The sequence below is a fragment of the Flavobacterium cerinum genome (assembly GCF_024496085.1).
Lineage (GTDB): Bacteria > Bacteroidota > Bacteroidia > Flavobacteriales > Flavobacteriaceae > Flavobacterium > Flavobacterium cerinum_A.
Genome location: NZ_CP101751.1, coordinates 2,190,224 through 2,202,998, shown reverse-complemented (window position 1 = coordinate 2,202,998; position 12,775 = coordinate 2,190,224). Strand labels below are relative to the sequence as shown.

Genomic DNA, 12,775 nt, shown 5'->3' with positions numbered 1-12,775 from the left:
TTTACGCTTTCAATTGTGTTATTCCACTTCAAAAATGGCCTGAATTTCCACAGCTGAATTCAGTGGTAATGACAAAACTCCCATTGTACCGCGGGCATGTTTTCCGTTTTCGCCCAATATCGCTACTACAAGATCCGAAGCCGGATTCATTAAATCGGCGTGACGCGTATAATCCTCTTTGGTATTAAAATAACCGGTTAACTGGACACATTTTTTAACCCGATTCAGATCACCTCCTACAGCATTTTTTAAAACGGCCATTACATTTAGCATCGTTTGCTTTGACGCTTCTTTTGCCTGTTCTTCCGTTATCGTAACACCTACTTTTCCGGGATTGAAGATTTTACCTTCTTTTAAAGCCACCTGATTAATAAAAACCAGATTACCGGAACGGGAAAATACCGTATAATTTCCAACCGGATTAGGCGCCTGCGGAATAATGATATTCTTTTCTTTTAACACAGCTTCAATGTCTTTTTCCTTTTTAGTCTCGGTTGCCGCCAACGTTTTTTTAGTAAACGTACCTTTTAATGCTGTTACTACTTTGGCAAAATGTTCGCCCTGTAATCTGGCAATATAACGTTCCCCTTCACTTGGTCTTTCAACTGTTTTATGGGATGCCAGACTGGTCGTTCCTAAGACAGTATTACCTTGTGGAATGTTTTTATCAATATTTTCATAGCCTCGTATACCATTTGAGACTAATACCATTCCGTGTACAGCTAAAGAATTCCAGAAGGCTTGTACGGCCAATTCATTTCCTGCACCACTTCCCGCCGACATAAAGACGGTTGCCGGCATGCCCTCTAAAGCGTGGTTTGTCCACAGATTAACCGTTCCTGATAAAAATTCGCTCATCGGCGTACTGATATTACCAAAATAAACCGGCGATCCGAAAGCAATCCCGTCATACGATGTTAATTCTGCTACTGTCGCTACCGGAATAGCTTTCAACTTCGGATTCGTACTCGCTTTTACTTGTTTTATAACTGCTTTTACCGCCTTATGGGTTTCTATTCCTTTCGCGATTTCTTTCGCCAATTCATAAGTACCGCCATTATCCGAATGAATCAGTACTAAAATTCGGGTTGTATAATCTTGTGCCATTGCTGTCGATAGGTTTAGTAATACAATAAGGACTGTCAGAAGTCCGGAAATTCTTTTCATCTTTTTGGATAATTAAGTTCAATAACAAAAATAATATTGGCGTTTTTATTAAATTTGTCAAAAACCATATATAAAACGACATGCAAAAATGTGGCTTAACCGAAAAAAGTCCGGGGCAATATGTTGACACTATCGCTACAGATGCCTATGTGTGGTATGAAGAAAACTGGCAACATGATGAATATGATCATTCTCATCAGCGCTACCAGTTGACCTATGTGGAGGAAGGCTACCAATATTTTCATATTGAGAAAAAGATATATCTGGTTCCGCAAAACCACGTTATCTGGATACCTACCGGTAAAGAGCATCGCACCACTTCCGAAGCAAAAACGGTTAATCTGATGCTGGTGTTATTTAAATCGGTTTCCGAGCTGGAATTTTATCAGAATGTTCATGTATTTTCGGCTCCCGCTGTATTAAAAGAAATGTTACGATATGCGTCAAAATGGAATAAGGTATTGACTGAAGATACGGAACAGCAAATCTTTTTACAGGCCATTCAAAATAGTCTGCCGCATTTTTGCAAAGAAAGCAGCGGTTTACAAATACCTGTTCCCACTGATAGTCGTTTGATTCCGATTTGCAGTTATATTAATGCTAACTACCAATATCATTTCGATAGTGATGTTCTTGCGGATAAAGCTAAAATGTCGATTCGGAGTTTACAGCGTATATTTAAGCAGGAAACCGGAATTACACTCCAAAAATACATGCAGCTGATCCGGATTTTAAAAAGTATTGAGTTGATCGATACCCAACAATTTACCCTTAGTGAAATTGCTTTTAAAGTAGGTTACCAAAGCTTACCGGCTTTTACATCTTCTTATTATGCCATTATGAAAACCAAGCCTAAACTGAAAAGGTGATTTCAGTACCTCAGCCATTTTTATAGCTATATCATTTAAGCTTCCCCGATGAAGCGGATTTGCAATCCGTTCCAAAACTAATGGAACCTACTTCTTATAATTACTTACCCCGATGGAGCGGATTTGCAATCCGTTCCAAAATTAGAGTAGACAAGTTCTTTTAATTACTTACTCTATTAAAAATAAAATGACAACTTTTTAGGGCTATAGTTTGCTCTTTCTTTATTGACACGGAAAGGCGGTTTTCTTTCCTTAGCTTTTCTCTTATAGCTACGTCTCTTTCCGCTAATGCTATCAACTTTTTTGAAAATTGATTTTCCTTTTCTTTATCTTACTATTTTATAAAAGTAAAACAATAATTTAAGCAACGTACTTTACACTTCGTTCCTTCTGAAATATGGCTCTTCTTTATTAAACAGTATTCTTTTTATTTCGTTTATTTGCCGATCAATCATCAAATCAAACAATCAGTAATGAAACACATGGTATCCGCCATTGCAGTTTTGGCATTATGCACTACTGTCAATGCGCAAAAAATCTACACATCCGACATCACAAATTTCTGGTCGGCTTACGACAAGATGCAACAAACCGATCAAAACAAAAAACAGGTTTTGGAAGAGTTGTTTTTAAACAAAAAAACTGACGGACTTACAGCCTTTATGTCCATCAAAAAATTTAACGAAGAGGATTATCTGAAAGCCATTGAAAAATATCCTCAATTCTGGAATTCAATTCGTCCTAACACTTTAATTGATGCCAAAAAAATTAAAAGCATCAACAAAGCTTTGGAAAGATTAAAAGTGCTTTATCCGAATAATTCAAAAGGGAATATTTACTATACCATCGGAACGTTTGTATCCGGGGGAACTACCAATAAAGAAGATCTGCTTTTGGGTATTGAAAAAATCGTTGGCGACAAAAACACTGTTGTTTCTGAATTTGAAAATAAAAATCTTCAGAAAATGTTCCGGTATATTAATGCCTCACAACTGGAACAAATTACCGTTCACGAATTTATTCATACGTTTCAAAAAAACGGAGAAGTAAATGTCTTATCAAAAGCAATTAAGGAAGGTTCCTGTGATCTTATTGCCGAACTGGCTTTAAACACGAAATTTGTTTCACAGTATATCGATTACGGTTATAAAAATTATGATGCGGTACGAACGGCTTTCCAAAAAGAAATGTTTGGTCAGCATTTCAGCAACTGGTTTTTTAACAGTGATATAAATGAACATCCTGACTTGGGTTATTTTGTCGGATATGTCATTTCAAAAAAGTACTACGAAAACGCGAAAGACAAGAAAAAGGCAATTAAGGATATTATTGATCTCGATTTTGATAATGAAACAGCTGTTTTGACATTTTTAGAGCAATCCAACTATTTTAACGATGCGGTTGCTGTTCGAAAATTATGGTCAACTCATAAAGAAAATCAACCGAAAGTCGTAAGTATTCTGGAATTTGAAAACGGAAATCAACAAGTAAGCACCGACATTAAAAAGATTCAGATTGTATTTTCCAAACCGATGCACGATAAAGTTTCGATTAACTTCTCTAAAAACGGCAAAGAACATTTTCCGTTAAAAAACATTGTCGGTTTAGACGAAAGTAAAACCATTCTAACGGTCGAAACGTCCGAATTAAAACCAAATACAGAATATGATTTTTACATTACCGATCGCGGTACCAAATCGGCTGACGGTTATTCGTTTGCTCAAGCGGAATATAAAATTGCATTCCGAACAAAGTAATTTAAAGTTATATGTATATAAACCCGATAATACACGTTATCGGGTTTTATTTTTACACTATTTCCGATGCGTTCGGTTACAAATCCGCTCCATCGGGATTCCGGCAGAATCATATTATTTATCAAAATTGTTATATAATCTCATCCAGTATTAATATTCTTACAACTTAATTATAAACATTCTATATTTGCAATCCAAAAATCAAATTTTATGAAAAGAGTTTTAATTATTCTTAGTGTTATAACTTTAGGATTAACTAACATACAATGTAGTAACGACAATGACGATGTTATTGCAAGACAAGACGATACTCATACGCTTTGGGTTAATGATATGCCATTTGTTATTGCTGCTAATCAGCCCGGTGCTTCATTCAACACTACTCAGTTTATGACTGCACCAACAAATAACACTGCGAAAGTACGAACATTCATTATGGTTAACCAGATGGAAAGTGTATCCGACATGAAAACAATAACGCTTGCAGTATCTTATCCCGCTACACAAGCAACTATTAACGGAACCTATCCTATTATGCAAACATTAAGTTTTGATGAAAATTCTGCACTGATTTCTTATATGGATTCTGATGGTGGATTTGGAGGAGAAGAATTCAATGCAACCGGATCTGTTACTATTACCGACAACGGTAACAATAACTACAAGCTAGTCTTTAACAATGTGATTACACAAGGTGTTACGTCATCTGGTACAAAAACCATTACCGGATATTGCCAACCTACTTTTGCCGTTATTAATGCTCCCGGAAAAAAATAAGTTATTACAGTTACAGTACATAAAAAAGGTTGTCTCAAAAAAGAGACAGCCTTTTTTGTATTTTATAATATTTCAACGGTACGGATTTGCAATCCGTATCAAAACTAAAGTAAACAAATTCATATAATTACTTACTCTATTAAAAATAAAACGACAACTTTTTAAAAGAATAGATTACTCTTTTTTATTGACACGGATTACACCCGAGGCTTTAGCCGAACTGACGAAGTAAATCCGCGCTATCAAAGTTATTCTTTCTTTATTCCGATCTTCCCATCTTCGAATCTTCATACTATTTTCCGGGTATTTCTACGGTTTTATATAACAGGTATTTCTACGTTTCGACGGGCAATTGCTTCCGTATATCTTTGAAATAAGTCCTGAATCAATAACCTTAAATATACTACAAACAAATGGCCTTAATCAATTTTTTTGCCAATCCCGATAGCTATACACCGGGATACTACACTACTATTTTAGATGCTGCTACAGCAATAGCCACACCTTTTCTGGTTCAACAGAAAAATCAAACCATTCCGGGAGTAAATGTATCCGGTAAGCAGGTCGCCTACAACGGCAACCTCTTTACGGTCAGCACCGATTATATTAATCCCGGCAAAAACTACTATATCCCTACTCCCGATGCCTTTTCGGTTGTATGGCCTACACAAAACCAATTCCCGAATGCTGCTTATGATCCTGCAACATCCAGCTTTAATGCCAATATTGACTGCGTAGGTTTTGCTTCCCGGGTTCTGATTGCAGTAGGTAATAATGAGCTGGCGCAAAACGCTTTTTGTTTGTTTAAAAGTCAGGTCGATACCGATCAAGCTCATTTTGCCGCTTTAGGTTGGGTTCCTTCTGCTTTTGAATTTGCTGTAGCTGTTCCTGTATTATTATCCGGACGTTGGAGTTATGTTTCCGGAAACGTTTATGTTCCCGGTATAAAAAAACAAAAAAATGACGGAAATTATAACGGTGCTCCAAAAAGCGGTTTTTCAACGGCTCAGGCTGGTGATATCGTTTGTATGGCCTATCAAAACGGAGAATCCAACGGGCATTTTATGGTACTTACAGAAGCTCCGGAACCGGTATCGCTTAGTTTGTTTGAAAACTTATCCGGTTCGGTTAGCAATGCCTATCGTATTTCGGTATACGACAGTACGGCATCCGGAAGTTCACTTCACTTTAACGATTCCCGCTCCGGTGATAATGATACGGATTCCGGTGTTGGTTACGGTCAGCTTTATATGTTTACTGATAACACTGATGTGCCGGTAGGCTTTATTTTCGGTCCCTGGAAAGGCGGAATGGAAGAACCGCACTACCTCTATGATCCTTATGCCTCGCAAACATCCAATCTGGAAGTCGTAGCCATATCCATTGGCCGTTTCCGGTAATCCTAACTATACCAACAAAAACAAACATTATGCAAACCCAAACTCAAACTACAGTAACCGATAATCCCTCGTGGAATATCAAACACCTGCACGAGCATCTGCAATATGCCGCCGATCTTGAGCTATGGACGATCCCATTCTATATGTCGGCCATGTACTCAGTTATCGATCGGACTTCAGATGCCTTCCAACTGATTCAGACGATCGTTAATCAGGAGATGTTACATCTTCAAAGTGCGGCCAATATAGCAAATGCTTATGGCTATTCGCCCAAGATTACACCACCGGTATATTCCGGACAAACGATTCCGCATCTTGATTTTAATCTGGATGTACCTAATCCGACAAGTGAATACCAACCGTATAGTGCCGAGATTGGTCCGCTCGACATTTCCCGTATTAATGCAATGTGTCTGGTTGAGTACCCGGATTGGGATTCTTCTTCAAAACCGTCGCTAAAAGAGAATGTAAAAGAATACGCTAATATCGCCGATTTCTACAAAGCGCTGGAATACGGAGCCGGACAATTTAAAAATCAGATCAAAGGCGGAATTAATCAGGTGAATCATTTCTCCGCATTTTACCGTAACCTTTCAAATATGAATATCTCGGAAAACGGATCCGATGGTTTTTATCAGGTTAAAATGCTGATCAACCTTATTACCGATCAGGGAGAAGGCGCCAGCCAACAAGTACAGATTAAGGATGCATTCCAAAACACTGCTGATGATAAGTTTATGGAAGACGACCATTTCGACAAGTTTATGCAGATTAAGCAAGCCAAACAATTGCAACCTACCTATCCGGTAAAACCGGAAAGTGAGTATACGGCTTATGACAAAGAATTACTACACATTCTGAAAGAACACTTTGCCGAATTATGCCGCAGTATCGAATTGCTTTTTGCGGGTGAAAACCCCGCAGATTTTGTTCGCGTCATGATTAGTGTCGGAGCTGCTATCCAGAATTGCTGGAAAAACGGTGTTACACCTCAATTCAGTTAACCTTAAATCGATTCAACTATGTCATCTAAACTATTTCGAATTCATCCTACTATAAATTTTGCCCGTATCGGGACCAGTGATGAATACTATCTTTCGCCCGAAACGAGCGCAGGATTACCGCAAAAAGAGACCAATACAACCGGCGGACTACCTATAAAAGCCGGTACCGAAAATACCCCTATCGATATTCACGACCTCAGAGACAAAGACGGTAATCTGAAACGACAGGCTGCCCGATTCCGACTGTATTATTATGAACCGGCAGACATCAGTGTTTATCCTTGTCCGGAAAAGCCTGTAGAAATTGTCAAAGGCATACAATTAGCCGATGGTCGTATTGTAAAAGATATCGTATGGACCGTACATTTGGCCAATAAAAAATCGGCAGCTTATAACGTTGTACCGCTTGTTGGTATCAATGCTTATCAGGACGGAAAAGTTCCGCAGTTGCGTAATCCACAGGTATACGGTGATGTAAATTCACCCGCCAGACTTAGTAGTCTGATGATCGATCCGGGACCAAGAGCCGTTTCAATAGGACAACAAAACAGTTCCGACTTCAACGGTGTGAGTAAACCGACTTATGCTAATAATAAAGGAGTAATTACTCCGATCGACAATTATCCGCAACATTTTCCGAAAGGTCAGTTATTTTATCCGGCTGGGAAACTAGAATCCTTAGGTTCTGTACAAACCGACGAACAGGGACGACTTTTAGTGTTGGCAGGAAAAGGCTGTACAGCAGCACAATACGATGAATACGGCGATCCGGTTCCGCTTACCGGCGATTTAAATAATGCCAGTTGGTTTGACGATACTTCCGACGGACCGGTATCTGCAACTATTGTATTTGAAGACGGATCGACAGAAACAGCTTTTAATGCCTGGGTCGTTTGTTGTGATCCGGCTTATGCGCCTCAAATCCGAAATGTTGTTTCCATTTGGGATGATGTATATGATACCTGGGTAAGAGAAATGAATTTGCAACCGGACTTATTTAATACCAAAACCGGTATTTTTAATCCGGCTTATCTACCCGCTTTTGAAACGATGGTCCGCCCTGTTTTCAGAGCAGCATTATTACAAAGATGGACCGTTAATTTACCTAAAATGGCCGTTCGGGCACACGAAGCAGTCGATGCCATTACCGCAAAAGATAATCCCGACCGGACCATTATGGCCGGACTGAATTTCGTCCGTAACCCGAATGCAACACCAACGGAAGTCAATACCGGAGTCCCATTAATGCCCTTATCCGTGGGTGATGCCGGTACTTCATTTTTAACTGTAAGTAAGACACAATATTTCTTTTTAGAACAATGGAGTAAGAAAAAATATATTGAAGGTAACGGACCGGAATTAGGTCCGGGTGAAACACTCGACATGGCCTCTCTCAGCAACTGCTTAGGCGGTCGTTATGTGCCGGGTATCGAAATGAGTTATGTAGTACGTTGCCCGGAGATTTACCATCAGGACTGGAAGCAAACCGGTGCCGGACCTTTCCGTGTAAAAGCTATAGCACTCGATTATGATAAAGCGGTAGCTACTGCACCGTTTCTATCCGCCGGCTGGTTTCCGATGCAAAACAATGCTTCCGGACTTGAACCCGGTGATCTTTCCAAATTTATGGCTATTCCGTGGCAAACCGATTATAACTCATGTTCGATCCATCAACCGAGTATTAATACCGGTGGCGTAAATATGACCAACGGAAACGGAACCACCTTATATTGGTCGTGGCCGGCACAACGTCCGGATGCGGTTTATGTTGCCGATGAGGTTGTTGATAATGTATTACCACATCAAAAATGGGCTATCCGCGGACCGGGAACGTATGCTCTGGATCCGAAAAGTGCCAGTACCTTTCAAAAAGCATTACAGGCTGTAACCGACTGGCATAAATTAGGTATCGTGATTCAGGGAACGGCTATCGGCGATGATTACGATCCGGAATATTATCTGGAAGTACAGAATCAATTTGACGATTCACTTATCTCCGATAATCCCATTTTACAATGGCCTTTTAATACCAATCCTCCAAAATTATAGTTTTCAGTGAACGTAAACACATATGATATTGTAATACTCGGAGCAGGACCCGCCGGATTATCGGCAGCCATTACTTTAGGTCAGCATACTGATCTTAAAATACTGGTTGCCGATGCCGGTCTGCCCGGTATTCATCGCCCTGGAGAAAGTATACCACCGACTGCATTATCTTGTATCGCCGCTCTTGGTTTATCGGAAATTTTCAGTGACGGATCCCATTTTAGTTATCCCGGTCATGCATCAGTATGGGGACGGAATGAACCCGGATATAACGATGCACTGCTCGATCCTATGGGTCCTCCTTACCGACTCAATCGATTACAATTTGATCAGATGCTTGTTGATTCTCTTACCTCTTATCCTTCTGTACATCTTGAATGGGGCTATAATTATATTAAGCATCAGTTTAATACTAGTACTTCAGCCTATGAAATGCTATTTACCAATCAAAAAACGCAAAAACAAGAACAGGTTATTACCCGATTTGTAATTGATGCATCAGGTGCTCGGGCCCGTTTTTCACGTACAGAAGGTGCCATACGTAGAATCGACGATCAGATGGTTGCCCTTATCGGTATGCAGAAAATTACCGAAGGCCATATTACTGCACAAACACTAATTGAAGCCGAAGAAAACGGTTGGTGGTATATGGCAAAACTACCCGAAAACCAATTAATAACTTTATTTGTAACCGAACCGCAATTATTAAAACAAACCGGATATAATGATGTTCTTAACCGCAAACCGGCTCTTGATCGTACCCATCTTATAGCAAAACACTTATCCTGTATACAACTACAGGAAGGTCAGTGGTATCATGCACCGGTACATTCATCATATCTGGAAAAACCGTATGGTTCACGTTGGCTTGCTACCGGTGATGCTGCCGTTTGTTATGATCCAATAGCCGCTCAAGGTATTCATAAAGCACTGTCATTGGGTATTCGCAGCGGAAAAATAGCCGCTCAACTCTTTGAAACCGATTTTCAGAATAAGGAAGTACTCCAACAATATGCACAATATTGTAAAGCTACCTATAGTACTTATTTTACACAGCGAACCCAACTTTATAGTAATGAAAAACGCTGGCTGAATGCGCCATTCTGGCAAAACAGACTTAAAGTCTATAATACTGTTTTAAAGGTAGTATAGCTTGTCTGAAATTATAGAATAAATACGTCATATTTGAGTCCTGTTCGTATTGTTATTCTAAGTTTTCCAATACCGGAAAATATACTTTACTTTTTTAGGCTACAGCTACTCAAATTCATTCCTATTTGCGTCAAAACTTATAAAATAAATACAATGTAGCAAACTGGATTTATTTCCAATATTTAGGATAATAATTCCTAAAAGTCCTATTAACGTCACTCGTTTACCTTTTAAATTTCCCTATACTTTCCTATTTTTGAGCAGTATAAAAAAACAAAACAGATTGATTTCCCCATCTGTAGATAATAAGCACACATTATTCCCCTCTATTTTTTACTTTTTATAATTCGCAAAAGAATATCCCTCTTAAAATGGCAAACCAATGCTTCGATTCCCCCTAATCAGGAAGCCATGGCTTTTATATCACTTGTTTTCTAAATTTAAAACGATAATAAAATGAAAAAAACACTATTTCAAGTATTATTTATACTTGCTCCGGTACTACTATTTTGTTTAAAATGTAATGCTCAAAACCGAAGACCAAATTTAGTTCCTCCTCCTTACAATGCTACCTATAACGGAGCCAGAGATGATTTCACAAACTCTCCTAGCTGGTCATGGACTGTAGATGATGATGATAACAGTAATGATGTCGGAGCTGGTTTTAAGTGGTGGAACAATGGAGGTAATCAATTTTCAGATTTATTGATGCAATTAATACTACTTCAAAGCGGTTTATCTCTTGAAATTCCTTCGCCAAATAACAATGTTTATCTCTCTCTTATGGCTAATGATTCCCGAACCTATGCTGAGGAATCAAAGGTTTATCCCTATATTTTTCTTCAAACCGGAGATGCCCGAACGAGTATATTTTTTGGAAAAGATCATTATTTAAATTTTTCATTAAACCCTAAAGCGCCTACAAACCATTCTACTTTTTCCTATGCGGATGGTTTTCGTTTTATTGATTCCGGAGGCGCAGATATTACTAACAGACCCAATTCATATGGAAACGAATTAATGCGAATCACAAAAGAAGGTTTGGTTGGAATAGGAACGACAGCTCCGGAATCCAGATTACATGTTAAGGGTGTTTTTAGGGTAGAATCTACATCAAATCATGAAAACGGTGATGTTTTTACGATTAACACAAGTAATACAAAAACACTTTTGTCGAGTACCGGTGATGATGACGGAATATTTTTAGAATCCAAGACAGGGAATAAAATAACGATTGGAGACGGTAACGATAGTGTTTTTATAAACTCCAATAAAATCATCTGTGATTATGGAACTATAAATGACGATGATGTAAAAATGTCAATTAATACCCGTAAACATGTTGAACATGCGACGTTAACTGTAGCAGGTGCTACTTATATTGGCCCAAAAGCTGAATTAGCAGCTGAAGGAATATTAGCAAAATTTAATCCGAGTTATCTGGATCGTTATTCGTTGTGGGTTGAAAAAGGTATTGTTTCAGAAGATTTTGCGTTTGCCAATGTTGCTACCTGGAAAGATACTGTTTTTAATACCAACTATGATTTAATGCCTTTAGAAGAACTGAGAGCTTATATCTATCAAAATAAACATTTACCGAATGTTCCTTCAGAAAAAAGTATAAAAGAGAACGGCTATACAGCTCATCAAATGAATATGATTTTTATTCAAAAAATAGAAGAACTAACGTTATACACTCTTTCGTTAAATGAAAAGATAAAGAATCTGGAAGAAGAACTAACTTGTAAAAAAGATAACTAATAATAAAAAAATATTCTCCCCATTATTTTTTTAAAACAACATTATTTTTTTGCAAAATTTTAGCCTGAAAAAATGAACGGACGGACGAGAACTGAATTATGTTACCAATGCTGATTTAGAGTATCCTTACTGTAAACAAGAATATCCAAATGGAAATATACATCCAATACCGGCTTTAGATTCTTTTATTGATTTGATCGATTGTTATGATGAAGGAAGGATTTTGTAGAAACCGATAGAGACCGGATTTAAAAAAGCTTAAAATATGAATTGGTGAGCAACCGTCCTGATTTAAATCGTATCCCTATATCTCCGCTTTTATTAAAAGATAATGGTTTATATTTAATCAACTATATCCATGATAACAACAACATTGAGCGGACAAAGTTTATTAAGTATTAACTAAACATTTGAAAAGGACATCCGGATTTCAAAACCGACACAAAAACAAATTCATATCCTAAAAAAACAGGAAATAAACAATTACTCAATAGCAGAGCGAAAAAGTCAATTTTATGAAACCGGCTCAAACAAACAAACAAACAAACAAACAAACAAACAAACTTATTGCCATTGGTAAGGTACTTCAGTCCGGAAGAACACTAACCGTTTGTGAAGGTTATGTCTATGACAGTCTACAGGAAAAGCTGATTGCCAAGATGACCGCAACCCTGATAGCGATATAATAAAAAAACGGTTCCGGTCATCTGATAGTCATTCTTTCGGCTTGAATCCTTACTTTGGTATAAAAAAATAACCATTTTGTATAAAAAAGGATTTTTAAACTATCAAATAAATCGTACTTTAAACCCGATTTAAAAGCTTCCGATACCAAAAAG

General features: G+C 38.0%; 10 protein-coding genes. 9 read left to right on the top strand and 1 reads right to left on the bottom strand.

Going from position 1 to position 12,775, the window contains the following annotated elements; translation table 11 throughout:
* Window positions 1-18 precede the first annotated feature (18 nt).
* Complete coding sequence (locus tag NOX80_RS09825) at window positions 19-1,167, bottom strand: Atu1372/SO_1960 family protein (protein WP_256549601.1); 1,149 nt, start codon at window positions 1,165-1,167, stop codon at window positions 19-21.
* Between the two features lie 80 nt (window positions 1,168-1,247).
* Here NOX80_RS09825 and NOX80_RS09820 point away from each other — a divergent pair, with 80 nt between their 5' ends.
* From NOX80_RS09820 to NOX80_RS09780, 9 genes are all read left to right on the top strand, one after another.
* Window positions 1,248-2,036: an AraC family transcriptional regulator gene (locus NOX80_RS09820; RefSeq protein WP_256549600.1), complete on the top strand. Its 789-nt coding sequence runs from the start codon at window positions 1,248-1,250 to the stop codon at window positions 2,034-2,036.
* A gap of 473 nt (window positions 2,037-2,509) precedes the next feature.
* On the top strand, window positions 2,510-3,793 hold the full coding sequence (locus NOX80_RS09815; protein WP_256549599.1) for an Ig-like domain-containing protein: 1,284 nt from the start codon (window positions 2,510-2,512) through the stop codon (window positions 3,791-3,793).
* Window positions 3,794-4,003: 210 nt separating this feature from the next.
* Complete coding sequence (locus tag NOX80_RS09810) at window positions 4,004-4,570, top strand: hypothetical protein (RefSeq protein WP_256549598.1); 567 nt, start codon at window positions 4,004-4,006, stop codon at window positions 4,568-4,570.
* A 413-nt stretch (window positions 4,571-4,983) separates the two neighbouring features.
* On the top strand, window positions 4,984-5,970 hold the full coding sequence (locus NOX80_RS09805; protein ID WP_256549597.1) for an amidase domain-containing protein: 987 nt from the start codon (window positions 4,984-4,986) through the stop codon (window positions 5,968-5,970).
* 29 nt (window positions 5,971-5,999) lie between these two features.
* Window positions 6,000-6,974, top strand: coding sequence for a ferritin-like protein (locus NOX80_RS09800; RefSeq protein WP_256549596.1), 975 nt, complete (start codon window positions 6,000-6,002; stop codon window positions 6,972-6,974).
* Between the two features lie 18 nt (window positions 6,975-6,992).
* On the top strand, window positions 6,993-9,023 hold the full coding sequence (locus NOX80_RS09795; RefSeq protein ID WP_256549595.1) for a LodA/GoxA family CTQ-dependent oxidase: 2,031 nt from the start codon (window positions 6,993-6,995) through the stop codon (window positions 9,021-9,023).
* A gap of 6 nt (window positions 9,024-9,029) precedes the next feature.
* Entirely contained in the window at window positions 9,030-10,175 is a 1,146-nt protein-coding gene (locus tag NOX80_RS09790) for an FAD-dependent monooxygenase (RefSeq protein WP_256549594.1), read from the top strand.
* A gap of 456 nt (window positions 10,176-10,631) precedes the next feature.
* Window positions 10,632-11,936, top strand: coding sequence for a hypothetical protein (locus NOX80_RS09785; RefSeq protein ID WP_256549593.1), 1,305 nt, complete (start codon window positions 10,632-10,634; stop codon window positions 11,934-11,936).
* 515 nt (window positions 11,937-12,451) lie between these two features.
* Window positions 12,452-12,622: a hypothetical protein gene (locus NOX80_RS09780; RefSeq protein WP_256549592.1), complete on the top strand. Its 171-nt coding sequence runs from the start codon at window positions 12,452-12,454 to the stop codon at window positions 12,620-12,622.
* Window positions 12,623-12,775 lie beyond the last annotated feature (153 nt).

What these genes read in the sequence shown, in the direction of transcription:
- NOX80_RS09810 (WP_256549598.1), top strand. Translation starts at nt 4,004, where the DNA reads ATGAAAAGAGTTTTAATTATTCTTAGTGTTATAACTTTAGGATTAACT.
- NOX80_RS09795 (WP_256549595.1), top strand. Translation starts at nt 6,993, where the DNA reads ATGTCATCTAAACTATTTCGAATTCATCCTACTATAAATTTTGCCCGT.
- NOX80_RS09820 (WP_256549600.1), top strand. Translation starts at nt 1,248, where the DNA reads ATGCAAAAATGTGGCTTAACCGAAAAAAGTCCGGGGCAATATGTTGAC.
- NOX80_RS09800 (WP_256549596.1), top strand. Translation starts at nt 6,000, where the DNA reads ATGCAAACCCAAACTCAAACTACAGTAACCGATAATCCCTCGTGGAAT.
- NOX80_RS09825 (WP_256549601.1), bottom strand. Translation starts at nt 1,167, where the DNA reads ATGAAAAGAATTTCCGGACTTCTGACAGTCCTTATTGTATTACTAAAC.
- NOX80_RS09805 (WP_256549597.1), top strand. Translation starts at nt 4,984, where the DNA reads ATGGCCTTAATCAATTTTTTTGCCAATCCCGATAGCTATACACCGGGA.
- NOX80_RS09815 (WP_256549599.1), top strand. Translation starts at nt 2,510, where the DNA reads ATGAAACACATGGTATCCGCCATTGCAGTTTTGGCATTATGCACTACT.
- NOX80_RS09780 (WP_256549592.1), top strand. Translation starts at nt 12,452, where the DNA reads ATGAAACCGGCTCAAACAAACAAACAAACAAACAAACAAACAAACAAA.
- NOX80_RS09785 (WP_256549593.1), top strand. Translation starts at nt 10,632, where the DNA reads ATGAAAAAAACACTATTTCAAGTATTATTTATACTTGCTCCGGTACTA.